The 26308-nt window shown below is 59.5% G+C and carries 24 protein-coding genes and 1 pseudogene; 16 read left to right on the top strand and 9 right to left on the bottom strand.

Annotated elements, in window-relative coordinates; translation table 11 throughout:
* The first annotated feature begins 121 nt into the window (after nucleotides 1-121).
* The 4 genes from AWB69_RS32655 to AWB69_RS32640 all read left to right on the top strand — a co-directional run bounded on the left by AWB69_RS32655 (nucleotide 122) and on the right by AWB69_RS32640 (nucleotide 3695).
* Nucleotides 122-877, top strand: a complete 756-nt coding sequence (locus AWB69_RS32655) for an AAA family ATPase (RefSeq protein WP_062090964.1) — start codon at nucleotides 122-124, stop codon at nucleotides 875-877.
* Nucleotides 878-937: 60 nt separating this feature from the next.
* Complete coding sequence (locus tag AWB69_RS32650; protein ID WP_062090951.1) at nucleotides 938-1396, top strand: GNAT family N-acetyltransferase; 459 nt, start codon at nucleotides 938-940, stop codon at nucleotides 1394-1396.
* A 247-nt stretch (nucleotides 1397-1643) separates the two neighbouring features.
* Nucleotides 1644-3182, top strand: coding sequence for an MFS transporter (locus tag AWB69_RS32645; RefSeq protein WP_062090950.1), 1539 nt, complete (start codon nucleotides 1644-1646; stop codon nucleotides 3180-3182).
* A 42-nt stretch (nucleotides 3183-3224) separates the two neighbouring features.
* A complete protein-coding gene (locus tag AWB69_RS32640; RefSeq protein WP_062090949.1) occupies nucleotides 3225-3695 on the top strand; it encodes a MarR family winged helix-turn-helix transcriptional regulator in 471 nt (156 codons plus the stop codon).
* Nucleotides 3696-3783: 88 nt separating this feature from the next.
* Here the strand turns inward: AWB69_RS32640 and AWB69_RS32635 are convergent, their stop codons facing one another.
* From AWB69_RS32635 to AWB69_RS32615, 5 genes are all read right to left on the bottom strand, one after another.
* The gene (locus AWB69_RS32635; RefSeq protein WP_062090948.1) at nucleotides 3784-4086 is read right to left on the bottom strand and encodes a hypothetical protein; all 303 of its coding nucleotides are present in this window, start codon (nucleotides 4084-4086) and stop codon (nucleotides 3784-3786) included.
* Nucleotides 4087-4389: 303 nt separating this feature from the next.
* On the bottom strand, nucleotides 4390-5703 hold the full coding sequence (locus AWB69_RS32630; protein ID WP_062090947.1) for an MFS transporter: 1314 nt from the start codon (nucleotides 5701-5703) through the stop codon (nucleotides 4390-4392).
* 47 nt (nucleotides 5704-5750) lie between these two features.
* On the bottom strand, nucleotides 5751-6638 hold the full coding sequence (locus tag AWB69_RS32625) for an isocitrate lyase/PEP mutase family protein (RefSeq protein ID WP_062090946.1): 888 nt from the start codon (nucleotides 6636-6638) through the stop codon (nucleotides 5751-5753).
* A gap of 51 nt (nucleotides 6639-6689) precedes the next feature.
* Entirely contained in the window at nucleotides 6690-7562 is an 873-nt protein-coding gene (locus AWB69_RS32620; protein ID WP_231937310.1) for an amidohydrolase family protein, read from the bottom strand.
* A 39-nt stretch (nucleotides 7563-7601) separates the two neighbouring features.
* The gene (locus AWB69_RS32615; protein WP_062090944.1) at nucleotides 7602-8855 is read right to left on the bottom strand and encodes an MFS transporter; all 1254 of its coding nucleotides are present in this window, start codon (nucleotides 8853-8855) and stop codon (nucleotides 7602-7604) included.
* Nucleotides 8856-9031: 176 nt separating this feature from the next.
* On the opposite strand from AWB69_RS32615, the gene AWB69_RS32610 reads away from it, so the two are divergent.
* Entirely contained in the window at nucleotides 9032-9925 is an 894-nt protein-coding gene (locus AWB69_RS32610; protein WP_062090943.1) for a LysR family transcriptional regulator, read from the top strand.
* Between the two features lie 142 nt (nucleotides 9926-10067).
* Here the strand turns inward: AWB69_RS32610 and AWB69_RS48120 are convergent, their stop codons facing one another.
* Nucleotides 10068-10232 (bottom strand): hypothetical protein, encoded by a 165-nt coding sequence (locus tag AWB69_RS48120; protein WP_156529038.1) that lies wholly within the window; start codon nucleotides 10230-10232, stop codon nucleotides 10068-10070.
* 24 nt (nucleotides 10233-10256) lie between these two features.
* Complete coding sequence (locus tag AWB69_RS32605; RefSeq protein WP_062090942.1) at nucleotides 10257-11579, bottom strand: aspartate aminotransferase family protein; 1323 nt, start codon at nucleotides 11577-11579, stop codon at nucleotides 10257-10259.
* A gap of 215 nt (nucleotides 11580-11794) precedes the next feature.
* Here AWB69_RS32605 and AWB69_RS32600 point away from each other — a divergent pair, with 215 nt between their 5' ends.
* Together AWB69_RS32600 and AWB69_RS32595 are read left to right on the top strand one after the other, a co-directional pair.
* Complete coding sequence (locus AWB69_RS32600) at nucleotides 11795-12745, top strand: LysR substrate-binding domain-containing protein (RefSeq protein WP_197500372.1); 951 nt, start codon at nucleotides 11795-11797, stop codon at nucleotides 12743-12745.
* Nucleotides 12746-13329: 584 nt separating this feature from the next.
* Nucleotides 13330-14259 carry a glycosyl transferase family 90 gene (locus AWB69_RS32595; RefSeq protein WP_062090940.1) on the top strand — a complete coding sequence of 310 codons (930 nt, stop codon included), beginning with the start codon at nucleotides 13330-13332 and terminating at the stop codon, nucleotides 14257-14259.
* 105 nt (nucleotides 14260-14364) lie between these two features.
* Here the strand turns inward: AWB69_RS32595 and AWB69_RS32590 are convergent, their stop codons facing one another.
* Nucleotides 14365-15432 carry a GlxA family transcriptional regulator gene (locus AWB69_RS32590; RefSeq protein WP_062090939.1) on the bottom strand — a complete coding sequence of 356 codons (1068 nt, stop codon included), beginning with the start codon at nucleotides 15430-15432 and terminating at the stop codon, nucleotides 14365-14367.
* 256 nt (nucleotides 15433-15688) lie between these two features.
* Between AWB69_RS32590 and AWB69_RS32585 the strand changes: the two are divergent.
* The 6 genes and pseudogenes from AWB69_RS32585 to AWB69_RS32560 all read left to right on the top strand — a co-directional run.
* Nucleotides 15689-16762, top strand: a pseudogene (locus AWB69_RS32585) (branched-chain amino acid ABC transporter substrate-binding protein); the annotation flags it as partial.
* A gap of 5 nt (nucleotides 16763-16767) precedes the next feature.
* On the top strand, nucleotides 16768-17805 hold the full coding sequence (locus tag AWB69_RS32580) for an asparaginase (protein ID WP_082913677.1): 1038 nt from the start codon (nucleotides 16768-16770) through the stop codon (nucleotides 17803-17805).
* 109 nt (nucleotides 17806-17914) lie between these two features.
* Nucleotides 17915-18808 (top strand): LysR substrate-binding domain-containing protein, encoded by an 894-nt coding sequence (locus AWB69_RS32575; RefSeq protein ID WP_062090936.1) that lies wholly within the window; start codon nucleotides 17915-17917, stop codon nucleotides 18806-18808.
* Nucleotides 18809-18992: 184 nt separating this feature from the next.
* Nucleotides 18993-19922, top strand: coding sequence for a hydroxymethylglutaryl-CoA lyase (locus AWB69_RS32570; protein ID WP_062090935.1), 930 nt, complete (start codon nucleotides 18993-18995; stop codon nucleotides 19920-19922).
* A complete protein-coding gene (locus tag AWB69_RS32565; RefSeq protein WP_062090934.1) occupies nucleotides 19919-21127 on the top strand; it encodes a CaiB/BaiF CoA transferase family protein in 1209 nt (402 codons plus the stop codon). The genes AWB69_RS32570 and AWB69_RS32565 overlap by 4 nt, the downstream gene beginning before the upstream one ends.
* A 65-nt stretch (nucleotides 21128-21192) precedes the next feature.
* Nucleotides 21193-22665: an MFS transporter gene (locus tag AWB69_RS32560; protein WP_062090933.1), complete on the top strand. Its 1473-nt coding sequence runs from the start codon at nucleotides 21193-21195 to the stop codon at nucleotides 22663-22665.
* A 51-nt stretch (nucleotides 22666-22716) separates the two neighbouring features.
* Here the strand turns inward: AWB69_RS32560 and AWB69_RS32555 are convergent, their stop codons facing one another.
* A complete protein-coding gene (locus AWB69_RS32555; protein WP_331712704.1) occupies nucleotides 22717-23031 on the bottom strand; it encodes a MarR family winged helix-turn-helix transcriptional regulator in 315 nt (104 codons plus the stop codon).
* Nucleotides 23032-23277: 246 nt separating this feature from the next.
* Here AWB69_RS32555 and AWB69_RS32550 point away from each other — a divergent pair, with 246 nt between their 5' ends.
* The 3 genes from AWB69_RS32550 (at nucleotide 23278) to AWB69_RS32540 (ending at nucleotide 25994) form a co-directional block, all read left to right on the top strand.
* Nucleotides 23278-24240, top strand: a complete 963-nt coding sequence (locus AWB69_RS32550) for a quinone oxidoreductase family protein (protein ID WP_062090932.1) — start codon at nucleotides 23278-23280, stop codon at nucleotides 24238-24240.
* A gap of 80 nt (nucleotides 24241-24320) precedes the next feature.
* Nucleotides 24321-24626, top strand: a complete 306-nt coding sequence (locus tag AWB69_RS32545; protein ID WP_156529037.1) for a hypothetical protein — start codon at nucleotides 24321-24323, stop codon at nucleotides 24624-24626.
* A gap of 369 nt (nucleotides 24627-24995) precedes the next feature.
* Nucleotides 24996-25994, top strand: a complete 999-nt coding sequence (locus tag AWB69_RS32540) for a DUF1214 domain-containing protein (RefSeq protein ID WP_062090963.1) — start codon at nucleotides 24996-24998, stop codon at nucleotides 25992-25994.
* Nucleotides 25995-26308: the final 314 nt, after the last annotated feature.

The raw sequence follows: 26308 nt of genomic DNA, 5'->3' as shown, positions 1-26308 counted from the left end.
TGGTCAGGCGGCACGAAAAATTTTCAGCATTGTAATTGAGGGACGTCATGTGGGTACCCGCTCATTTCATTTCGCGATGTTCCACCGGGTTAAGATAGTGCTTCGTCAAAACCCTTACGTCATGATCTCTACCCAGTACATCAGCCGGATCACTTTGCAGCGAGACAAGGTCGAATCATTCGATCGTTATCCGTTCTCGTTGCCGGCTGTCCGATCACTGGAGACGCTGGAACTGCATCCAAAGATGACTTTCTTCGTCGGTGAAAACGGCTCGGGGAAATCCACGCTCCTGGAAGCTATTGCTGTCTCCATGGGATTCAACCCGGAGGGCGGCACGAAGAACTTCAACTTCGGGACCCGAGCCTCGCACTCGGTGCTTGACGAATACCTCCGCATAGCCAAGGGAGTAAAACATCCGAAGGATGGGTTCTTTCTGCGCGCGGAAAGCTTCTTCAACGTGGCCACCGAGATCGAGAAGCTCGATGCGGAACCCTCGTTCGGTCCTCCCGTCATTGACTCCTACGGCGGAAATTCACTGCACGAGCGCTCGCATGGTGAGTCATTTTTGGCGCTGTTGATGAATCGCTTCGGCGGCAAGGGTCTTTACCTCCTCGATGAACCTGAGGCCGCGTTATCGCCACAACGTCAACTCACCGCACTTGCCCGGTTTCACGACCTGGCCCGCGACGATTCCCAGTTCATCATTGCCACTCACTCGCCTATTCTGATGGCGTATCCGGACGCGTGGATCTATGAATTCACCGCGGAAGGCGTAACGCGCGTCAGCTACGAAGAGACTGAACACTTCCAGGTCATGCGGTCGTTCCTGGCCAATCCCGAGCGCATGCTGCGCACACTTCTGCGCGACGAGGAATAGTGTGGTTCGTCGAGCAACCCCGGTTTGTATCCTTTACCGCCACCGCTCTGAGGTTCCAGCATGGACCACCTTGTTTTCCGGACCGCTCTCCTGGCCGATATCCCTGCAATCGTCGCCTTGTTGGCCGACGACGAACTGGGGAGCAAGAGAGAAAACACCGGCACGCCGCTTGATCAACGTTATATCGATGCGTTCCAGGCTATAGAAGCCGATGCGAACCAACGGCTGGTGGTGGTCGCCGACGGCAACGAGATAATCGGCACACTGCAACTTTCGTTCATCCCCGGCATTGCACGCATGGGTTCGTGGAGGGGGCAGATCGAGGCAGTTCGAATTACCGCGCATAGGCGTGACTCCGGGCTAGGCCACAAGATGTTCGAATGGGCGATCTCCGAGTGTAAGTCGCGAGGGTGTAGTCTCGTCCAGCTCACCACCGACAAGAGCCGCACCGACGCACACCGGTTCTATGAAAACCTCGGCTTCAAGGCCAGCCACGAGGGTTACAAACTCGCCCTGTAGAGCCCCGTCGGGCTCTGCCTGAAAGCTGCCCACAAGCCTCCTCTTTGCTCCAGAACACCAGCGCACGGGTTTCCGTGCGTCTTCATTTCCGCCAGGGCGAGTTCTTACCGCGCATAGGCACGCAACAGAATTTGCTTGCCTAAATTTCTGCACAAGATAATATATTGGCATATGCAACTATATTGAATGTACCTGCAACTATCGATGCGCCCCGGTCCGCGGCCGCTTATCCCGTCAAGGCAAAGTTATGCAGAAAAGGTTTCTGTTGTTGTTATGCGTGTCGGTACCGTCATTCATGATCAACCTGGACGCCAATATTGTCGCGGTGTCGCTCTCCTCGATCGCGCGTTCGCTGCATGCGGATTTCGCCGGGATTGAATGGGTGATCTCGGCGTACACGCTGGCGTTTGCAACGTTGGTCATGCCTGCCGGCGCGCTCGCCGACCGCTTCGGCAGAAAGCGCTTGCTGATCATTGGCTTGTTCGTCTTCACCACCGCGTCTTTCATCTGCGGCGCGGCTACGTCAACGGTTGTCCTGAACAGCGCTCGCGCATTGCAAGGCGTAGGCGCCGCGTTGCAGCTTAGCGCGGCACTCGCCGTTCTCGCACATGGATTTCAGGGGAAGGAACGCGCCAAGGCGTTTGCGTTCTGGGGCTCGGTGATCGGCGTGGCCATCATGCTCGGCCCCGTGGCCGGCGGATTGATCACGCAGTCGCTGGGCTGGCAGTGGGCTTTCTATGTGAACCTGCCGGTTGGCGCAATCATGATCGCGCTGACGTATTTCGTAGTCGATGAATCCAGGGATCCGCATGCGCTCGCCATTGACGTCCGGGGCGTCATGACGTTCAGCGCATTTCTCGGACTGCTGACCTGGGCGTTGATCTCAGGCAATCGTGAGGGATGGCTGAGCACGTCCGTCAGAGCGCGGCTGGCGGGCTCGGTCATTTTCCTGATAGCGTTCGTGATCGTCGAACTCGGGCAGGCGCGGCCCATGGTCGAGCTTGGTTATTTCATCAAGCGGACCTATCTCGGCGCGAATCTCGCCGGCGTGTCGTACGCGGTCGCGTTCCTGACCATGCTGACCTATCTGCCCTTCTTTTTCCAAGGCGCGCTCGGTTATTCTCCGCTCAATGCCGGCCTGCTGATGCTGCCGCTCGCCGTGCCCTTGTTCGGGGTGCCGCGCATTGTGTCCGTGTACCTTGATCATCGGATGTCGGGACGCATGCTGCTTGTGTGCGGCCTGTTGCTGGTCGCAGTTGGCTTGTCCGGAACCGCGCTGCAGATCCAGGCATTCAGCTATAGCGCGATCTTCGCCCCCATGCTGATCGCCTCCACCGGCGCCGGGATTCTCAACGGACAGATCGCCAAGGTCAGCATGACCGTGATTCCCGTGGAACGGGCGGGGATGGCGTCCGGGGTATCCGGAACCATGCGGTTCAGCGGCATTGTGGTGGGGTTCGCGGCGCTGGGCGCGCTATTGTTTTATCGGATCCAGGCGAGCATTGAGAGAGAACTGCCCGCACTCGGCGGCCACGACAAGCTCGAGATTACCCGTTCGATTGCGAACGGGAATCTGGCGTCTGCAGCGTCGCTGATTTCATCGCACCAGGGGCTTGGATCAATCGCGCGGGCCAGTCTTGGGTACGGGTATGAAGGTGTGCTGTTTGCGGCGGCGGCCGTTGCATTCGTGGCGAGCGTGTCGTGCTGGCTGCTGATCAGCGCCGAGGAAACGGCGCCTCATCAGGATCGGCAATCTGCCATGCGCCTGGATGTGTCCATAGACTAAGATCTCCGGACGATCTTTCGAACAGCCATTTTCACGCGAGCCATGAACACTTCGAACAAGCAGCACTCGTCCGCCGCGGTCTCGGTATGTAACGGCGCCGCGCTGCGTAAAGCCACGCGCAGGCTCTCCCAGCTTTACGACACCGTGCTCGCCCCTTGCGGCCTCAAGCTGTCGCAGCATTCAACGCTCGCGCATATCGATCGGGCAGGCGCTCCGAACATGAGCGACCTGGCCAAAGACATGGTGCTGGACCGCTCCGCGCTTTCACACAATCTGAAGCCGCTTGAGCGCGACGGCTTTGTCGAATCGCTTCCCGATGAAACGGATAAACGCGGGCGCCGCGTTGCCCTGACGCCGGCAGGAAAAAAGAAGCTGGCGGAATCGAAAGCCCTTTGGAATGAAGCGCAAATGCGTTTCGAAAACGCCTATGGCGCGGCCAGGGCGTCGAAGCTGCGCGCGCTGCTTGCGGAGGTTTATTCCGACGAGCTGGAGCAATCGTTCCTGGACGAATGATTGCAACGGACAAGCTTGGGCGACGCAATCGCCCCGCCCCAAGCGTGTCCACTATCGCGGAAGAGTAAAACGAAGTCAGTTGAATCGACTAAACAGCTGGCAGATCTTCCAGCGTCTTTTCAATCCGGCCCTCTTCGAAAGAGGTCTCAATGCCGATGTGGCCGTTAGCGTAAGGGATCGAGCTGACCTGAGGACCCAGATAGCTTCGCCCCCCGAGCTTGAACACCGTGCGCACCGTCTCCCCTTTTTCCAGGACTTTTACAACATGGTCCACATCGACTACTTTGGGCGCTGACGTCCAGCTGGCCGTCAATTCATCGATGCTGCCCCAACGTACATGAGTGACGCGATCATTGGTCCAGCGAACACCATCAATGGCAACAATAGACATGGTTGACTCCGTCTATTAATGAAGCACCTCAATGAAACGGCGACCTCGTCCGGCGGCGCTTTTTTTATTCTTATATAGAGCTTGGGGACGGACGGTTCGCGTGACACGGTTCGCCGGGTTGCGGGCTTCGACAGGCTTCGGCGGAAGTCGCTGGGAATCGATTTTTCAATGCAGACGCCGCGCGGCGAACGGGAAATAGATTGACACGGTTCCAGCGAATGCACAAGGGAGCGCGGACCGGGAAAAAGGGGCACGACAACGCGGCTCATCAACGGCATCGCCCGCTTCTCCCGGCCGCCCTTGTCACTCGATCGTCTCCTGAAGCTTAAGTCTCGCGCTGCGCCCATTCGTCTCCGGCATTTTCAAATAGACGAGCAGCGAAATAGCGGACCACGCCGACACGTACCAGTAAAAATACTGCTCGTGCCCGATCGACTTGAACTTCAGCGCGACGAATTCCGTGGTGCCGCCCAGGATGGCCGTGGTCAGTGCATAGGGCAGCCCCACCGCCAGCGCCCGGATGCGCACCGGAAACAATTCGGTCTTGGCCAGCATGTGAACCGACGTAAAACCGCTCAGCATGAAGAGCCCGCAAAACGACAAGACAAATGCAACCAGGGGATCGTGCGTGCTGGCAAGCGCATTGAAAATGGGGACGGAAAACAAAGTACAACTCAGCCCGAAAAAGATCAGGACCGGCCGGCGTCCCAGGATGTCGGAGGCGAGGCCAAAGAGCGGCTGCAACGGCATGTACAACAACAGCGCCAAAGCGGAAACCAGTGTCGCTGTTTCCTTGCCGAGCCCAACGGTATTCACAAGGAACTTCTGCATATAGACGGTGTAGGTATAGAACCCCACCGTCCCGCCCACGGTAATCCCGACAGCCAATAGAAGCTGTCGCCAGTGCAGCAGCATTTCCCGGCTGATGGGTGGCCCATGGCGCGTCCCGCTGTGCTGGAATGCCTCGCTCTCCATCACATTGCGGCGCATGTAGAGCGCAAACAATGCAAGCATGCCGCCAATCACAAACGGTATTCGCCACGCCCACCGGTCGATCTGCCCGGAGGTGAACAGCAGGTGCTGCATGACCAGCAGCAGACCGAGCGCGAGCAACTGACCCGCCACCACGCTGACCTGCAGGAACCCAAGGTAAAAGCCCCGACGGTTCGCGGGCGCGATCTCGCTGAGATAAGTCGCGCTCGTGCCGTATTCGCCGCCCATGCTCAAGCCTTGCAACAGCCGCGCAACGATCAGGATAGCGGGGGCGAAAGCGCCGATAGTCGCGTAGCCCGGCGTAACGGCAATGATCAGCGAACCCATGCACATGACCGATACCGACCAGGTCAGCGCCGACTTGCGGCCGCGACGGTCCGCATACAACCCGATCAACCAGCTGCCGAGCGGACGCGCCACATACCCCACTGCCGCGATGGCCGCCGCGTTCATCAACTGGACCGTGGCGTTGTCGCTGGGAAAAAATGCTTTGGCGAAGTAGATCGAAAAGATGCTGTACGCGAGAAAGTCGTACCACTCGATCAGGTTACCGGCGAGGCCCCCTGCAATGGATCTCAACAGCGGCGGCCGAGCCGCGGGTCCTTCCATTCGAGGGGCGCTCATAGGCAGTCTCCTTTTGTCTGTTTTGTTTGTTATGCGGTGAAACCGGCTCAGTCATCGTGTGCGGCGTATTTTTTGTCGAGCTGGTCATAAAAGGGTTTGTCGACCAGGCGCTGGCGCTCGCTGAACGGCACCACGAGGTCCGGATCTTCGTCCAGCTTCCCTTGGGCCTTCAGTACCCCCAAAGCCCGCTGCATGCCGCGTACGGCGCTCTGTAGCGATGCGTTTGCGTATAGCGCGATCCCGAAGCCAAGCTCCGCCAGCCGGGATTGCGGAAGCGTCGGCGTCTTGCCGCCGATCACAATGTTGATGAGCTGAGGCGCATTGAACATCGCGGGCAGGCGCTGGATCTCCTCGATTGTTTCAACTGCCTCGATGAAAAGCACATCCGCGCCAGCTTCAGCGAAGCGATGGCCGCGTTCGATAGCGGCATCGAATCCATCGGTCGCGCAGGCATCGGTGCGGGCAACGATCAGCAGATTGGGGTCCTCGCGGGCATCGACGGCAGCGTGCAGTTTGCCGACCATCTCGCTCGTCGATATCACCGCCTTGCCGGCGAAATGCCCGCACTTCTTGGGGCTCACCTGGTCTTCGAGCTGGATGGCGTCGGCACCCGCGCGTTCCAGGGTGCGAACCGCATGACGCACGTTGAGCGCGTTGCCGTAGCCGGTATCGGCATCGACGATGAGAGGCAAGTCCACCGCGTCGCGAATACGCGCGGTATGGTCGGCCATTTCGTTCAGGCCGATAAACCCGAGATCCGGAAGCCCGAAAAACATGTTGGTCACGCCGGCACCGGTGATATACAGCGCACCGAAGCCGGTATCGGCAACAACGCGCGCACTCAGCGCGTTGAAGGCGCCGGGCACGAGCAACGCTTGCCGGCTTTCGACCAGCGAGCGGAAGGCGCTGCGACGTTCAGCAGAGGGAAGCGACATGGTTGAACTCTCCGTGTTGACGTTAGTGACGATGGTGACGTACGGGGCAACTTATTCGAATCGATACAGCGTTCGGGCCGAGCGAGTGAGGATCCACTCGCGCTGCGCCGCGTCGGGAACCCATTGATCGAGCGCGCGCCGCGTGGCGTCGTAATCGACCAGTTGCTGGTGCTGCGTGTGCGGCCAATCGCTGCCCCAGACCAGACGCTCGGGCGTGTAGACATCGAGAAGCCGGCTTGCCAGAGTGGTCCCCAAAACGGTTCCGTCATCGCCGGGCGCACTCCGGTAAGCCGCCGATAGCTTAATCCAGACACGCCCTGTCGCAGCCATCGAGAGCAGGTATCCGAAACCCGGATCGTTAGCGCCAGTACGCGGATCCGGGCGGCCGAAATGGTCGACGACCACGGTGCATCCCTGCTCCAGCAGTGGACCTGTTACCGCGTGCAAATCCACCGCTTCGCGATGGACCTCGACATGCCAGCCGAGCGCATTGACACGCGCCAGCAATCGTCGCCACTCAGGTGCGCTCAACTGAGGAACCGGCAAGCCGATCAGGTTCAACCGGATACCCGCCACGCCGATGCTATCGAGTAGTGCAAGCTCGGTGTCAGTAACTGCGCAATCCACGACCGCGACCCCGCGAAAGCGTCGCGGATAGCGCTTCGCCACATCGAGGAAAAAGCTGTTGTCCGTGCCGAGAAAACTGGGCTGGACCAGCACGGCGTGCGAGACGCCGTTGGCCAGCAAATGGCCTGCGTATGCGTCGAGCGTCGCGTCGTAGTCCGGCGCGTGGCGACGCTGCTGCGCCAGCGGCAAGCCGCGTATGAAAACGTGGACATGAGCATCGATAGCGGTGATCCGCGCATCGTTGATATCGTTGATGTCACACCACTGGTCCACCGCCGTTATGTCTTGTGCCTGCATGGTTTGAATCCGTTCGTCGATCATGGGTTTGCTGTTCGTTCAGGCTCGGGTTGGCGCATTGGCCGCTACCGTCGCGATCCGCCGGTTCTTCGTTTCCGGAAGCATGAGCGCAGCGACGACCACGAGCCCGTAGGCAATGCCCGCATCGATGCCAAGTGCGGAGCCGAGCGGCATCGAGTTGCCCATGTGTCCGACCAGCACAGGAAAACCTGCCGAGACGATCCGCCCGAAGTTGTAGCAAAAGCCTACTCCGGTGCCGCGGATGCCTTGCGGATAGAGTTCGTTGAAGAGTGCGCCGAGCGTGGCCGGAATGCCGGCTGCGAAGAGGCCTAGCGGAAAGCTGAGGAACAGCATCGCGGTGTCGCCCATAGGCAGGAAGACGTAGAGGTTGACCGTCGCAACGCAGCAGACGGCGAAGAGGATCACGTTGAGCCTGCGGCCGATCCGGTCCTGGAGCCAGGCGCTCGCAAAACAGCCACAGATGAATGCCGTGATGACGACGGCAAGATAGCCGCCTGTGCCGAGCACGGACAGATGCCGTTCGGTCTTGAGGTAGGTGGGCAGCCATGTGGTGATCGCGTGATAGCCGCCATGCGCCCCCACGCCGATCAATCCGCCCACGATCGTCGTGCGGATCACCGACCGGTCGAAGATGCTGCTTGCCACGGGCAGCACCTGTCTGGATGCTCCTGCGCTTACGACTACTCTGGGAGGTTCGACCACGTTGCGGCGCAGATAGAGCACGAGCCCGGCAGGAATCACGCCGATGCCGAACAGCAGCCGCCACGCCCACTCCGGCGACACGAACGAGAACACGAACATGTAAAGAACTACGGCGCCTGCCCAGCCGAAACCCCACGCGCTCTGCACAATGCCCATCGCCTTGCCGCGATGTTCCGCGCGGATGGTCTCGCTCAGGAGCACCGCGCCCGCGGTCCATTCACCGCCAAAACCTACGCCCTGAAGAGCCTTGAGGACAAGCAACTGTTCGAAGTTCTGCGCGAAGGCGCTGAGGAAGGTGAAGAGCGAGAACCAGACCACGGTGATCTGCAGTGCGCGCACGCGGCCGTAGCGGTCCGACAGCATGCCCGCGAGCAGCCCGCCCAGCGCACCGGCAACCAGCGTCGCGCCGCCGATCAGCCCCGCTTGCCCCTTGCCGATACCCCACGTCACGAGCAGGGTCGGGATCACGAGGCTGAACAATTGCGTGTCGACGCCGTCGAGCGCCCAGCCGGCGAAGCAACTCCAGAGCGTGCGTTTTTCCGTCTTGGATATATCCCGGTACCAGCTCACTGTCGTCTCTCCTGTCGATCCAGAGTTGGCGCTTTAGCGCTTTACTCTGGTCCCATGTACAGCAATCTATATTTTTCGCGACAAGGTCAATCGCGCGTCTCATCCATGGAGGCATTTTAGGGATCGTTTGGATAAACATATATGATGTAAACGATCATCTTTCATATCGTTTTAATATGGACACACGCAACCTGAAGTACTTTCTCGCCGTCGTCGATGCCGGCAGCGTCACCCGCGCCGCCGAGCGTCTGAACATCGCGCAACCCGCGCTGAGCCAGGCGCTCACACGCATGGAGAAGGACCTGGGCGTCAAGCTGTTCAGCCGCACGCGCCGCGGCGCCGACCTCACCGCAGCCGGACTGGCGATTGTGGAAGACGTGCGCATGAGCGTTGCGAGGATCGACGCCGCCTCGCACCGCGCGCGCGAGATCGGCGCGCAACGCGCGGGGCGGCTGACGGTCGGGTTCGCCTCGGCGGCGTTGTTCGAAGTGCTGCCGCGTGCAATAGCGGCGCTGCGCGCGTCGGTGCCGGATGTCGAATTGGTGCTGCGCGAGATGAGCAATGCCGAGCAAGCGAGCGCACTGGAGAAAGGTGAGATCGATATTGGCTTGCTGCATACACCGGTGGCGGTCGGCGGCAGAATGCGCGAAAAGCTGATCGCGCGGGAGCCCTTGATCGCGGTGTTACCTGAGGCATTTCCGCTGGCGTCGAGCGCGCGCGTGTCGTTGCGAGACCTCGCGGCGCACGGGCTCGTATGGTTTCCCCAAGGGCAGTTACCCGGCGTTCGCGCGGGCATTCTGAGTGCGTTCCGGCAAGCGGGTTGCGAGGTGGAGATTGTGCAGGAGGCGAATCGGTCGCTGACCGTGCTCGCGTGCGTGGCGGCAGGGTGCGGTGTATCGCTGCTGCCGCATTCGGTTCGCGCGTTGCAATTTAGCGGAGTGAGGCTGTGCGAGATAACCGATGGCGCCGCGCTGCCGTATTTCGAACTCAGCGCAATCTGGCCTGCTCGTGCAAGGCCGACACTCGCCGACCGTTTCGCTGAATTGATCGAGCCTTATTCAGCGGATTAGCCGGTGTAGTGCTTAGCGGCTGTTAAATAGATGCGCACGACATCACGTCATCGCCCGGCCGTACGTCAATCTTCACGCGACTTCAGCTTGCCCGCGCAGCACACGCCCCAGAAACGCTCTCGTACGTTCATGTTGAGGCGTGTCAAAAAATTGCGCCGGGGCGGATTTTGTCGAGCGTCGGACTTTCCGCGTGCGCTGCGGGAGCAGTAAGTCCAAAGCCGGTAATGGCCGTAATGAACAGCCAATGTCTCGCCGCGGTGCGCTTCATGGTTTCCCCACCATTTAAAAAAATCCGTTCGATATCCACGCCAAACGTCAGGCCGTCAAGCCGTCACGCAGCTTTCGCTACTGCTGTTTCGTCGAGACTGTCGCGCAAGGCCTTATCGAGGATGTCCACCGCACGATCGATCTCGTCTATCGAAACCGTCAGCGGCGGCGCAATGCGCCACACGGAGCCGCGTTCCGGCCGGCGGCGAATGTTCATGCTCAGGCCGTTCTCGAAACATTTCCGGGTCGTCATTGCACCCAACTCATGAGCCGGATTGCGCGAAGCCCGGTCGGTCACCAGCTCAACGCCAAGCAGAAGACCTGCTCCCCGAATGTCACCGATCACCTCGTAGCGCTGCTGCAATTCTTCGAAGCGGCCGCGCAGGTATCCCCCCATTTCATTAGCGCGCGCTATGAGGTTCTCCTCCTTGATCACCTTCAGGACCGCAAGTCCGACTTCCGCCGTCAGCGGGTCGGAAACGTGGCTCGTATAAAACGTGAAGTGTTTCTGGTGGAGCACTTCTTCGATCTTCGCAGTCGTCGATACCGCTGCCAGCGGCAACCCGCCGCCCAGCGTTTTTGACATGGTCATGATGTCGGGAACGACACCGAAGAATTCGGATCCGGTACGGGTTCCGATACGACCGAACGCCGTTTGCGCTTCATCGAAAATCAGCAGCATGCCGCGGTCGTCCGCCGCCTTTCTCAGTGCCTGCATGAACGACTTCGGCGGCACCAGCACACCCCCGGCACTGATCACGGGCTCGACAATGATCGCCGCGCCGCGTCCGCTCGACTGCATGTCGAACATCTTCAACGCGAGGTTCAGGTTTGCCAGCGCAGCTTCTTCCGGGGTCGCCGCCTGAATGTACGGGCGATATGAATTCGGCTCGGGAATCAGGAAAACGCCGGGTGCGGGAACGCCATAACCCTTGCGGTCGCTCGCGAAGGACACGGTGCTGGCGCCGCCGGTGATGCCGTGCCATGAACCGCCCAACGCGAGGACCTCATAGCCGTCCGTGTACATCTTGGCCATGCGCAGCGAGACCTCGGTTGCTTCCGAACCGGTATTGATGAAGATCGTCTTCCTGAGGTCGCCGGGCAACCAGTCGCGTGCAAGCGTCTGGCCTAGCTCGGCCACGACCTCGGGGATCATGCCGCTGAACATGTGGAACGCCTTCTCGCCAGCCCGGTGGACGGCTTCCACAATCGCAGGATGGTTGTGCCCGATCGTGGCGCACATCTGCCCTGATGTGAAGTCCAGGTACTCGCGCCCGTTGCTATCCTTTACGATAGTGCCCTTCGCGGACGTGAACAGATTCGGGAAGGTGTCGCCACCGTATCTGACCAAAAAGTCCCGGGATGCTTGCAGAAGTCCTTCTTTCATCGTTCACTCCATTGGCTCGTTATCCCGCCAGTCCTGGTCCTTGATCGCTGGCCGCATAACCTGGGTTGCATGACATCATCGAACGACCGCTACCGCGCCATGCTCGTCGACGTGCAAAATTTGGCATACGATTTGCGTTGGCTGGCCGCCGTCAGAAAAGATCATAGGCAGGCGAAAATCCCGGCGCCAACGCATATAACTCAGCACCCCGTCAAATGAGCTCAAGCAGAAACACGACCAAATCCCGCATGCCGCCGCTCAAGGCGCTCCTCGCGTTCGAAGCAGCAGCACGACGGGGAAGCTTCGCGCTTGGCGCGGAAGAGCTCGCGGTCACGCCGTCGGCGGTCAGTCACCACATCCAGCAGCTCGAGGATTTTTTGGGCGTGCCGTTGTTTCAGCGGCATCCGGGGCGCGCGGCACTGACGGCAGCGGGACGCACCTACGCCCGCGAGCTTGAGCGCGCATTCGGCGTCATCGCTGAAGCCACCAGCCTGGTCGCGCCGCAGTCGCAACGCGGTTATCTGGTGGTCGCATCGGGTCCGAGTTTCGCCGCCAAATGGCTGCAACCCAGGTTGCCGGAATTCCTGCGCGCCAATCCGGACATCCGGATCCGGCTGTCCACGCTTTCAGATCACGATGATCTCGAGACAACCCGGTTTGATATTGCTATCGCTTATGGGCACCCCAATACGTCGAATACGTCGAAACTTGATGTTGAGCCCTTGTTGCTGGAACGGCTGCGTCCCTTGTGCAGTCCTGCGTTGGCCGCCGCGCTCGCACTGCGCGCACCCGAGGACCTTTTGCGTGCAACCCTGATCCATTCATCCAACGGGCTGACGTGGTCGGAGTATTTGCGGCGGGTTTGCGACGCGGAGGTCAGACCCGACAACGAGCTCTGGCTCGATCGGTCAGTCATGGCGATCGAGGCGGCGGTCGATGGTCTGGGCGTCGTACTTGAAAGCGAGGTTCTGGCGGCGGAAGAGTTAAGCGACGGACGGCTTATCGCGCCTTTCGACGACGCCCGGTTCAGCGTCAAAGTGACGTCCTATTACCTGGTGCGATCGAGAGGGTATAAAACCAGCTCGCAAGCAGCAGCGACATTCGAGACCTGGTTGCGGTCTGCTTTCAATGCGGCGAACCTGATGTCGAGTTTAGGGGGGATATAAGTTATAAGTCAGGCGGGATGACTGCCTGCAGTCCCCGCCCGGCCTTGCCGGAGTGGTTGCTTATTGCTGAGTCGCTTGTCCGATAACTGGAAATAATCAGCAAAGCTTAATATGTACGTGTTGGTCGTCATTCTATCGAACCTATCCGCCAGAAAACGCGGACCATGTCATTCCGATGAACCCTTTCGGGGTCCGCAAACGGTTGCCCCTTGCACAACCCAATACCCGCAGTGAACCTGCGTCCATCAATGGTCGCAGGGGATTGACTCCCCTTTCAACTGTAAAAAATGATTGACTATTTCTTCGAAAAAGTGGTAGCTAGTAGACTAGCGATACTTGGGTGTTTCGCTTTATGCAGCAGCAGTTCCGTCCGTTCAATTTATTACTGCGTGGCATCCCGCGTTGTCACGTTACCTTTGCGAAGTTTTTGCAAAGTAATGACATCGCAACAACCGCGGCAGAGCATGTCGGTGTGATTCAAAGGTGATGCAGCTTTCGAAGAAGCACGGCTCACCTGCCCCGTGAATGTTTTCAACTAATTTTCGTTAAATTTAGTGCTTCAATTGGATGAACGAGTCAGATTTATGCATGCCAGAAAAATTAAATTCTACGCAAAAAATGTTATTTTCGATCTCTTTCCGTCGTTGATTTTTGAAAAAAGATACGATCGGCTGTTCAGGAACCTGGACGAACAGCAATGGAACTACATTCGTACGCGCGCTAATTATTATAATAAGCTCGAGCAGCGGTTTGTCCTGAACGAAACGGCGAGCCGCAGCGGCGCTCTGCCCCTGCGAGGCAATCCCAGCGCCTACTACTATGATTTCAAAGAAATATCCCGCTACTTTGATCGGTCACTAAAATTCAACTATGTTTTTACCGACATCAAGGAAACGGTAGATGAGCCGACCCTACTTAAAACCAGACCTCTCACCGAAGCCAATAATAACTCCGTCATATTGAAGCTGGATAAAATAAGGCATTTCAATTTCGTCGAAGACACAAGGCCATTTCACAGCAAACTCGACATGGCGGTATTTCGGGGTGCGTGTTACCAGGAACATCGGAAAGAGTTCGTCGCCAGATACTTCTCCTCACCAATCGCTGACATAGGCGACACTGATGATTTGAAAAAAGGGCAACATGGACACCGGCCCTACATGAGCATTTTGGATCAGTTGAAGTACAAATTCATTGTCAGTCTGGAAGGCAATGACGTTGCAACCAACTTGAAATGGATCATGCTTTCCAATTCCGTTTGCTTCATGCGCAAACCGCGCGTGGAGAGCTGGTTCATGGAAGGATCATTAGTACCTGATCACCACTACGTACTCTTGGACGACGATTTTTCCGACCTTGAAGATAAAATAAAATATTACATAAAGCATACAGACAAGGCGATGGCGATCATTAGAAACGCCAATCAGTACGCCATGCAGTTTCTCGACACGAGACGGGAAAAACTCATCTCGCTGCTGGTCCTCAAGAAATACTTCGATCTTTCCGGTCAATAAGGGGTCGGCCACCTCACAGAGGTTCTGCTCCGGCATGCCTCTTGTTGTCGTGCTGACTGCCAGCGCCACGACCCGGCATATGGCGTACCGTACGTGCGCCACGTCTCAGGACAAACGCTCTTCCAGTGACGTCCTGAGTCTGCCGGGCGTCACACCGTAGACTTCCTTGAAGCCACGAATAAAATGTGCGGAGTCGGCAAATCCGCATTCATACGCGATTACCGTAATGCGTTTTTCCGTATTGAGCAGTAGCCAGCGCGCGTATCGAAGTCGCATCGTCCGATAAAACTCCTTCGGTGATACACCCATTTCGCTCAGGAAGTTGCGTTCGAGTTGCCTGACGCTCGTACCCGTCATCTTCGCGATCACCGTGACGTTGAGCGGCGCCTCCAGGTTTTCTTCCATCAGCACGATAGCGTGCCGTACCAGCAGATCACCGACTGCCAGATAGCCCAGCGCCTTGCGGCGCTCCACGAACGAGGTGCCGCCCTGACGGCTGACTGTCATTTGATGGATCACCTTGGAGGCTCGGTCAGAGCCGCAATGCAAGCTGATCAGGCGTGTTGCCAGTTCAATAACGGACACGCCGCCGGCGCATGTCATGCGGTTGCCGTCGATCAGGTAGTCCGAATTGGCGACGACTCGCAAGGCCGGGAACATCGCCTTGTAGTCCTCCAGGTGGAACGCGTGCACGCATGCAACACGGTCGCTCATCAAACCGGCTTTGGCCAGCACAAAGCTTCCTGTGCACATGCCGATCAGCGGCACGCCTTCGGCGTCGGCCTCGCGCAAATAATCCCAATAGCGCCGGTCAACCTGTTCCAGTTTCGGCAGGAGACCGCCGATCACGACGAGGTAATCAAATTGCCGCGGCGATCCCTGTACCGCGTGCACCGGCACCGCCACACCGCAACTCGCCTCCACGGTTTCATCGGCCATGCCGAGAAGCATCCATGTGCAACGCAGCGGACGACTCTGGTCGCCGAGATCGGCTGCATGGCGCAATGCATCACAGAAGCCCGCTAAGGAAAGCAGTGGGAACGTGGGCCAGAGCAAGAATCCGATGTTGAGCTCGGCTCCCGCGCGCGACGCGTTGCCGTCCCGCTTGACGCTGGCGCGGTCGAGCTGGTCCACGAGTTCCCGGCCAAGGGACGGTGTTGTTTCGCGTGCCATGACGTTCCTGCAAGGCGTTGGTGAACCGAGTATATAGGCCAAAAAATGCGCCTGGCCGGCATGTCGTGTTTCTTCTATTTTTTTGCGAGTCGGTGCAATGCCGGCCATTTTGTCGTCACTAAAGTCGCTCCTGTCACCTGCCCTCGATCGATCATCCAGCAAGCTGCATAACCAGGAGAGTCTCATGACAGCTAGATTTCACGGCGTGCTATGCGCCAACATCGGAGTGGGTCTGATCATGCTCGGCTCGGCCGGTGCGTTCGCAGACGAAGTTGTCAAAATTGGACATGCGGCGCCGTTGACGGGCGCTAATGCCGAATGGGGAAAGGACACCGAAAACGGCGCCCGGCTCGCGGTGGAGGAAATCAACGCGAAGGGGCTGGTGATCGGGGGCCGGAAGGTGACGCTCGAACTCGATGCACAGGACGACGCGTCGGACCCGCGTCAGGGCACGCAGGTCGCGCAGAAGCTGGTGGATGACAAAGTGGTCGCGGTGGTGGGTCACATGAATTCAGGGACCACGATCCCGGCGTCAAAGATCTACAGCGACGCGGGTATTGTCGAGGTCTCCCCGTCGGCGACCAATCCGGTTTATACGCAACAAGGCTTCAAGACGGCCTACCGGGTCGTGGCAACCGATGCGCAGCAGGGTCCGGCACTGGCCGACTATGCGAAAAAAACGCTCGGGGCAAAGTCCGTGGCGATCGTGGACGACGCAACCGCATACGGCCAGGGTCTCGCCAACGAGTTCGAGAAGCAGGCGAAGGCGGACGGGTTGACCGTGCTCTCACACGATGCAACCAATGACAAGGCAGTCGACTTTCGTTCGATTCTCACCAAGATCAAGGGCGAGCATCCGGACATCATCATGTACGGGGGAATGGACGCCACGGGCGGTCCGTTCGCCAAGCAGGCGCAACAGCTCGCCATTACTGCGCGCGTGCTGGGTGGTGACGGCCTGTGCGCCGATTCGCTGGCGAAACTGGCCGGCCAGGCGGCGGACAACGTCGTGTGCTCCATCGCGGGCATGCCGCTTGAGAAAATGCCGGACGGTCCCGCTTTCGAGCAACGCTACGAAGCACGCTTTCATCAGCACGTGCAGCTCAACGCACCGTTCGCCTACGACGCCGTGTACATCGTCGTCGATGCAATGAAGCGCGCCGATTCGACCCGCGCCGCGGACATCCTCGCCGCCATGCCGAGCGCCAACTTCGTCGGCGTGCTGGGCCGCACGCAGTTCGACGCGCATGGCGACCTGAAGCAGGGTGCGATCTCGCTGTATGACTACAAAAGCGGCAAGCAGACGCTGCTCACCGTCGTGAAGATGTAGTGCTCATGGGCGTCCTTGTTCCCGGCGCCGGCGTGATCGGCCTGACTGCCGAGCCTAAAGCAAGGGTCATGGTGATTGGGACGGGCGGCACGATTGCGGGCCGCGGCGCATCGCCGGTCAACACGTCGGCTTATGACTGCTCCGTGCTGTCCATCGACGACATCGTTGCTGACCTGCCCGCCGCGGCATCGATTGCGGATATCAGCGCCGAGCAGCTATTCCAGTTCGGCTCGGAGAATTTCGGCAGCGCGCAACTGCTGCAGTTGGGAAAGCGCGTTTCATCGCTGCTGAAACGCGATGACGTGGATGGTGTCGTGGTCACGCACGGCACCGATACGATCGATGAAACTGCTTATTTCCTGCATCTGACGCTGAAGAGCGCGAAGCCCGTAGTTGTGGTTGGTGCAATGCGGCCACCGTCCGCACTCAGTTCGGACGGACCGCTTAACCTGTACAACGCGATCGTCGTGGCGGCGAGTCCGTTGGCCCACGGCAAGGGCACGCTGGTCGTTGCAAACGACGAGATCCACACAGCGCGCGATGTCGTCAAGACAAGCACGTTCAAGCAGGAGGCATTCAGGTCGCCCTACGGTCCCCTGGGATATATCGTCGAGGGCAAGCCGGTCTTCTACCGGCTGCCGGCGCGTCCTCACACGGTGGAAAGCGAATGGTCCATCGACGAGATCGACGTCTTGCCGGAGGTCGGCATCGTCTATGCGCATGGCGGCATGAACGACTCTATGGTGCGCGCCCTGCTTGACTCAGGTGTGAAGGCATTGATCTATGCCGCGACCGGCAACGGCAACGTGGCGGCCTCGGTAGTGGCCTCCCTGGTCGACGCGAGAGCGCGTGGCATTCATGTAGTCCGAGCTTCGCGGACGGGAAGCGGCGTGGTTATCCGAAATGCCGCCCAGCCCGATGATCACTACGACTGGCTGGTCGCAGACGATCAGGTTCCGCACAAGGCGCGCATCCTGATGATGCTGGCACTCACCAGCGAGCATAACGCGCGCAAACTCCAGAACGCCTTTTTGACTTATTGACCCGGCCTATGCGCGCGAGGCCCAGGACGCCAATAGACGGGAGACGTCCCAGCGGTCAATACGCTCAAGCTGGTGCAAACTACGGTCGTTTACTCCCGGGCGCTCAACCATGTGGCAAATCGACCAGATCAGTCTTCGACTTTTCATCGCGGTATGCGAAGAAGGAACGATCGCGCGCGCCGCCGAGCGCGAGTTCATCGCGCCTTCGGCCGTCAGCAAGCGTTTAGCGGACCTGGAAACGTTGGTCGATACGGCATTGCTGTCGCGTAGCCAGCGCGGCGTCAGGCCGACCGCCGCAGGCGAGGCGCTGCTCAAGCACGCGCGGCTGATCATGCGTGACCATGAGCGCTTGCAGGCGGAGCTCAGTGAATACGCCGCCGGTGGCCGCGGACATGTGCGCGTTCTGGCGAACGTGTCTTCGATGGTCGAGTTTCTTCCTGAAGCGCTCTCCCGGTTCCTGGAAGCTAACCCGGGCGTGCGCGTCGACGTGGAAGAACGGACGAGCGCCGACATCGTACGCGGACTGGAAGAAGGAGCCGCCGATATCGGCATCTGCCGCGATTTCGTCTCCACCCGTGAACTCGACGTGACCACGTACCGTTCAGACCATCTTGCGCTCGTGGTCCCGAAGGACCATCCGCTGGCAGGAGAGCCGGCAATCGGCTTCGTGCAGACGCTTGACCTGGATCACCTTGGGCTATCGTCGAACGCGTCAGTGAACGCGCTGATGCAGCGCATTGCCGCGGAAAAGGGGCGAGAGCTGACTTACCGCGCCTACGTCTCGACTTTCGATGCGGCGTATCGATTCATCCAGGCGGGCCTCGCTGTGGCGATCCTGCCTCTGGAAGCGGTGAACCCCCTGGTCCGGGAACAGTACGGGCTCGCAGTGATTCCGCTGGCCGAAGCGTGGGCCGAACGGCGCTTCGTCATTTGCGTGCGTGATCGTGCGGCCCTGACGTTGCCGGCATCGCGACTGATCGAGCACCTGATGGCCACTCGCTGAAGCACCGCGCCACTACTCCCCACAAGCCCTTAAGGGTTTTCCCGTTTCAGGCATCTCGCCCCGTCACATAAGCGTCATCAGCCATCGCGGGGCAAGATGGACTGCATCGCCAAACGAGTCTTTCCATCACGGGCCTGGCGCGTCACGCTCCAATTCAACTTTGTCATGTTGAGTTGAGAAAACGATGAACCTCCCCACCGAACGCGTGATCGTCACCGAGGTCGGCATGCGCGACGGCCTCCAGAGCATCTCGCGGATCATGTCGACGGACGACAAGAAACGCTGGATCGACGCCGCCTTCGAAGCCGGCGTTCGTCACATGGAGGTCGCGTCATTCGTGCCGGCGAAGCTGCTGCCGCAAATGGCGGACGCCGAAGCAGTCATTGCCCATGCGCTAACCCACGACGGCCTCGTGGTGACCGCCCTCGTTCCCAACGTAAAGGGGGCGCAGCGTGCGATCGGCTCCGGCGTCCACCGGATCGTCGCGCCGATATCCGTCAGCGCCGCCCACAGTCTCGCGAACGTGCGCAAAACGCCCGCAGAGATGATCAGCGCGTTTGCAGAGATATGTTCGCTCGCCAAAGGCCGTGCCGAAACCATTGCGGGACTATCCACCGTGTTTGGCTGCACGTTGCAAGGCAACGTGCCTTATGACGATATCCGCGACATCGCACGGCAAGCGCTCGAAGCAGGCGCCGACGTGATCGCACTCGGCGATACGACGGGTCAGGCCACGCCCCGTCAAGTGGGAGAGATCATCGACCTGGTGCGTGGCATTGCGGGCGACAGGCTTCGCTCCGTGCACTTCCATGACACTCGCGGTCTTGGCCTTGCCAACACGCTGATCGCCCTGCAACACGGCATCCGGGAGATGGATTCTTCGCTGGCCGGACTCGGCGGCTGTCCGCATGCGCCGGGCGCTACCGGCAACGTCAACACCGAAGACCTTGTCTTCATGCTGCAAAGCATGGGCTACGAGACCGGCATCAATATAGAAAAACTGATCGCCTCGCGCAGCGTGCTCGAACAAGCGCTGCCCGGCGAGCCACTGTATGGATACCTCGCACGCGCCGGTGTTCCCTCTCAATTCCATGCATCAAAGGCCGCTCGATGAACCCCTCCACGTCTTCCGAACAAAGCACCGCCCTGCCCCTGGCAGGTATCCGCGTGATCGAGTTGTCGCACATGGTGATGGGGCCGACCTGCGGCATGATCCTGGGAGATCTCGGCGCTGAAGTCATCAAGGTCGAACCGCCGCGCGGGGACGGCACACGGCGCCTGCTGGGCACCGGGGCAGGCTTTTTCCGTACCTTCAACCGCAACAAGAAGAGCATCGCGCTCGACCTCGATACCGAAGCGGGTCTCAGCGCGCTTCACAAGCTGGTCGATACGGCCGATGTCTTTATCGAAAACTTCAAGCCTGGCCGCATGGCAACGCTTGGGCTCGACTACGAGAGTTTGAAAGCGCGCGATCCCGGGTTGATCTATGTGTCGCACAAGGGCTTTCTCAACGGTCCCTACGAACATCGCCTCGCACTTGATGAAGTCGTGCAGATGATGGCGGGCCTCGCTTATATGACGGGTCCGGTCGGCCGGCCGCTGCGGGCGGGAAGCTCCGTGAACGACATCATGGGCGGCATGTTCGGCGCGATTGGCGTGCTTGCTGCGCTCTTCGAGCGCAAGTCGAGCGGTGCCGGCAAGGAAGTGCAAAGCGCACTGTTCGAGAATTGTGTGCTGCTGTCAGCCCAGCATATGCAGCAGTTCGCTGCGACAGGTGTCGCGGCTGCCCCGATGCCTGAGCGCATCAGCGCGTGGGCCGTGTACGACGTCCTTACGCTTCGCGGAGGCGAACAGATGTTCATTGCGGCGACGGGAGATACGCAGTGGCGCGCGCTGTGCACCATTCTCGACCGGCCCGATCTGCTCGCGGATCCGCGGCTGGCGACCAACAATGATCGCGTGGTCGTGCGTCCGTGGCTACTCCAAACGCTGGGTGAAACGTTGAGCCAGTTCGAAGGCTCGGCGCTGACACCGCAGTTCGAAAGCAGTCATATCCCGTTTGCTTCGATCACCAAGCCCGAGGATCTTTTCGAAGACAAGCATTTGATCGAAAGCGGCGGCCTTGCGACGTTGACACTGGACGACGGAACCGAAACAGCAATGCCGCTCCTGCCCATCTCCATGAACGGCGAGCGCCTGCAACCGCGTCAACCTATTGCGAAGGTTGGCGAGCATACGGCCGAGGTGTTACGCGCGCTCGGCTACAGTGAAACAGAGATCGCCGAACTCACTTCCGCCGTGCACCCGAAAGCCGCCTGAGAGTGCATAAAAATCCCGGAACATTATTCAACCCGGCACAAGACCGGAACTCATGGAGACAGGCGATGGAATCGTCGAATCATGCTGCTTTTTCTACAGCCGTTGCCCATCCCGGCGCCATGCCGGATGCGTCTGCCCAAGCCGAAGCCGCCGCGAACGACGTTGCGCTCGGCGCAGCGCGGATCTCGGCGCGGCTAGACCGGCTGCCCGCAACAAAGACGATCTGGCAGCTCGTGATGCTGTTGAGTCTCGGCCTGTTCTTTGAACTCTACGACCTGATGTTTTCCGGTTATATCGCACCGGGACTGGTCAGGAGCGGCATCCTGACTTCGACCACACGTGGCCTGTTCGGCACGAGCGGCGTAGCGAGTTTCATCGCAGCGCTGTTCGCCGGTCTTTTTATCGGAACGGCAGCGTGCGGCTTTCTCGCCGATAAATTCGGCCGTCGCGCGATTTTCACTTACTCGCTGCTCTGGTACACCGTGGCGAACATCATCATGGCGTTTCAGGACACCGCCTTCGGATTGAACCTGTGGCGCTTTATAGCAGGCGTCGGGATCGGCGTGGAGATAGTGACCATTGGGACATATATCTCGGAGCTTGTTCCGAAGCACATTCGAGGTCGTGCGTCGGCATGCTCGCAGGCTATCGGCTTCTGTGCGGTTCCTATGGTTGCGTTCCTGTCTTACCTGCTGGTTCCGCGTCAGGTGTTCGGTATGGATGGCTGGCGTTGTGTGGTCTTCACGGGCGTGGTTGGCGCGCTGGTCGTATGGTGGGTACGGAGGCGGCTTCCGGAGAGTCCGCGCTGGCTTGCGCAGCAAGGGCGTATTGATGAAGCCGACGCCGTCATGACACGCATTGAAGCGCGCGTCGAAAAAGAATACGGAAGGGCGTTGCCCGCGCCCGCGCTGCCCGAGCCGGTGAGAGCCCGGGCGTCGTTCCGGGACTTGCTGGTGGCACCTTACCGTAAGCGCGTAGCTATGCTAATCATCTTCCATGTCTTCCAGACCATGGGCTATTACGGATTCGCCAACTGGATTCCCACCCTGTTGATCAAGCAGGGCATCACGGTCACCAGCAGCCTCATGTATGCATCGATCATCGCGATTGCCGCCCCCCTCGGGCCGCTGCTCGGAATGCTGATCGCCGACAGATTCGAGCGCAAGACAGTGATCATTGTGATGGCCGCAATCAATGTCGCGTGTGGCCTGATGTTCAGCCAGGCGCGTGAAACAATCATGCTGGTCAGCCTCGGCGTATGTCTGGTCCTTGCGGGCAACATCATCTCGTTCAGTTATCACGCATACCAGGCCGAACTGTTCCCCACCAGCATTCGAGCACGGGCCGTAGGCTTCGTGTATTCGTGGAGCCGGGTCTCCGCTATGTTCTCCGCCTTCGTGATTGCCTGGTGCCTGAAGGAGTTTGGCGTGAACGGAGTGTTCGTGTTTATCTCGGGAGCCATGATCGTGGTTATTTGCGCTATTGCAATACTCGGACCGAAGACCCGGAATGTTGCGCTGGAGAATATATCCACATGAGCACTTCACACTGTGACGAAGCCACCTTCACCGAGTCACGTACGACGCTATTTACGAAGTCTTGACCCACCCAAGCGCATCATCCGCAAATTTTCGAAGCAGACGGGCTAGCTCACCCACTTCTTTTGCATCCCAGCCGGCCAGCAATTCTTCAATGATTTTCTGACGCGCTGCGTCCAGCGCGTCTGTCATTACCTGCCCCTGGTCTGTAATGACGGCTGCGCGAACCCGTCCGTCGTTCGGGCTTGGACAACGGGCGACAAGTCCCAGGCTCTCCAGCTTGGCGATCTGCCTGCTGACCGTGGTGTAGTCGCGCCCCGCCAGTTCGGCCAGTTCGACAATCCCAAGCGGCCCCAGCCGTGCCACTCTGGCAAGCAGCGGAAAAAGTGCACGATCAAGATCGACGCCGGCGCTTCAATGAGCGCAGCATCAGGTTGCGGCCGGTTGAGCACGCCGGCAAGGTCCAATAGTGCTTCGCGCAGTTCGCGTATTTCCTTCCCCATCGCGGTTCGATTCCGTGTCAATTGCTTTATATGTGCAGAATACACATACATTCGATGATTCAATCCTGGGTGATGCCCACGCCCGGATACCTGGCAAAGGAGAGCAGACATGAAAGCAGCACTCGTTAAGGAATCCGGCGCGACGCCGGTTTATACCGACTTCCCCAATCCAGCCGCAAGCGAAGGCGTGGTCCGTGTCGCGGTTGTAGCATCCGCGCTGAGCCATGTCACCAGGAGCCGGGCATCGGGCAAGCACTATAGCTCGTCCGCCAGGCTCCCTCTCGTGCCCGGAGTCGATGGCACGGGCGTTCTCGAGGATGGCACACGCGTCTATTTCGCCCTGCCCGAGGCGCCCTTCGGCGGCATGGCCGAGTACTGCATCGTCAGGAAGACGCAATGCATTCCTTTGCCGGCGGCGCTGGATGATGTGACTGCGGCGGCAATCGCTATTCCGGGGATGTCGTCATGGGCGGCTTTGACGGAACGCGCAAAGCTGGTGAAGGGAGAGACCGTACTGATCAATGGCGCGACCGGCGTGTCGGGCCGGCTCGCCGTGCAGGTTGCGAAATACCTGGGTGCAGGCAAGGTGATTGCAACCGGGCGAAACGCTGACACCCTGCAGTCTCTGAGAGCGCTCGGCGCTGACGTGACGATCAGTCTCGCGCAGGACAACGCCGCGCTGGAGAGCGAGTTGCAGCAGCAGTTCAAGGAGGGTGTTGGCGTGGTGCTCGACTATCTTTGGGGGCAAAGCGCAGAGATGTTGCTGGTGGCTGCCGCCAAGGCATCGCCGGAGACTATCCCACTCCGGTTTGTCGAGATTGGCGCCATGAGCGCGGGAACCATCACGCTGCCTGGCGCAGTACTTCGATCATCGGCTATTGAACTGATGGGCAGCGGTTTTGGCAGCATTCCAATGCCGCGCATCCTGGGTTCGATCGAACACTTGTTGAACGCCACAGTCCCCGGCGGCTTCAAGATCGCGACGAACCCGGTTCCCTTGTCCCAGGTCGAGGATCACTGGGCCAATGAAAACCAGGAACGCACGGTCTTTACGACAGGTTTTCAACCGTGACAACTGGGCGGATGGACTTCGTCCGGGTCGTCCATTCGCGTCCCAGCATGGTTGGCGCCAGATCAATCCGTGATCTTGTCATGAGGTCGCTGGGCTTTGTCGCAAGCCTGCCCAAAGGCAGCTCGATCAGCTTCGACTTCCGGGTGGCCTCTTCAATGCTCGATCCGGTCCAGCGGGTCATTGGCGAGGTCATGGGGCAACGCGCGGCTGCCGTGGGCGAGCCTTGGGTGTCCGCGTTCGAGCCTGCCTTGCTACGTCAACAGGTCCTCAGTCTGGGTTTTATCGAGGCAGAAACCGCCGAGCCCGATGAATTGAATCAGTGTTACCTGCATCGTCGCAAGGACGGATTGCGCACCCGCGGTCGACTCATGTGCGCGCGAATGTGAACCCCATCCACGACGCTCCCCGATTGGCAACCGTCAGTCCTGCTACGAGCGGTCATTCGACCGGCATCACCCGCTTGCCTTGTCCCCGTGCCGTTTCACCCATGTCGATTTGGTATAGGCAAGGCTAAAACCCCCACACATTCCACCCAATTCCCTCGCGGATTCAGGTCTAGCTGCGTTGTGCTGCGTCAAATTGCCAACGCTTGATCGCTTCGATTGCGCTTGGTTGACGTTTCTGATATCGGTCGGGAACAGGGCCGTCCTGGTGGACCTGGTGATCGGCCATCGACCGTCCCTGCCCGCAACTGAAAGGAATGACCTGTGAAACGAATCCTGAAGACCACCTGCGTCATCGGCACCGCTATCGCCATGCTTGGCGCCGCCCATGCGCAAACTGCCACGACACCCCCTGCCGGCGCCACTGTTCCCGTGACCGTCGACAACTTCGTCCGTGCCGAGTCCGACATGTACGTCAACGCCTTGGCCAAGCAGGGAGGCTTGGGCAAATTCCTGCATCGGAGAGAGCCGGCATCGATTGCTCACCAGACCGTCATCCGGCTCAATCGTGACACGCTCTATTCGTCCGGTGTCTTCGACCTTGACGCAGGACCGGTGACAATCACCATGCCTGATCCAGGCAAGCGCTTCATGGCCATGCAGGTCATCAATGAGGATCACTACACCCCGAACGTGTTCTACGGCGCGGGCACCCATATCCTGACGCGTGAGAACGTGGGCACGCGCTACATGGTCGTCGCCATCCCCACCTTGGTCGACCCGGGCAGCCCGGACGATATCAAGCAGGTCCACGTGCTGCAGGACGGTGTCCAGGTCAGCCAGGCAGGCCCGGGCAAGCTTGAAACGCCCAACTGGGACGCGGCAAGCCAAAAGAAGCTACGCGATGCGCTCCTGATCCTGGCTTCGACAATCCCCGACTTCAAGGGAGCGTTCGGCACCAAGGCCGAAGTCGACCCCGTGCGCCGGTTGGTGGGCGCAGCGGCAGCCTGGGGCGGCAATCCGGACAAGGACGCAACCTATCTCAACTTCACGCCTGCCGGCAACGACGGAAAAACCATCTACAAACTGAGCGCCAAGGACGTGCCGGTCGACGGATTCTGGTCGGTTAGCGTGTACGACGCCAAAGGCTATTACGAGCCCAATGCGGCCGGTGCTTATTCGCTCAACAACGTCACCGCAAAGAAAGGCGCTGACGGGACAATCAACATCCAGTTCGGCGGCTGCGACGGAAAAACGGCGAACTGCTTGCCGATCACATCGGGATGGAACTACATGGTTCGCCTCTATCGTCCTCAGCCACAGGTGTTGAACGGCAACTGGCACTTCCCCGAAGCGCAACCGGCCAGTTAAATCAAACAGCCGGCGCTCCCCGAATGGCATCGAGACGAGCCCAGTTGACCGGGCGCCGGTCTCGCTGCCACGCATGCGCGGCGATGTCGTATTCAAGCAGCAGGAGTCCTTAGAAAGGATTCCTACTGTTTCTCGCGTCAATCTGACAGTCATTCATTCAAGACCGCATTCCATCGTGCCCGCTTTCACGCCGGGCGCGACTCCCCCATTTTCCAGATCCTCGATCGCCGCCAATCATCCGCCTCTTCGATCTTCGTGCTTCAATAGAAGTGCCCGTCAGCAAGGTTCGAAAGAAAGCCGATCTGGCAGCGATA

This window comes from Caballeronia udeis, from assembly GCF_001544555.2.
In the GTDB taxonomy this organism is placed as follows: domain Bacteria; phylum Pseudomonadota; class Gammaproteobacteria; order Burkholderiales; family Burkholderiaceae; genus Caballeronia; species Caballeronia udeis.
This window is presented reverse-complemented; position numbering and strand designations above follow the sequence as displayed.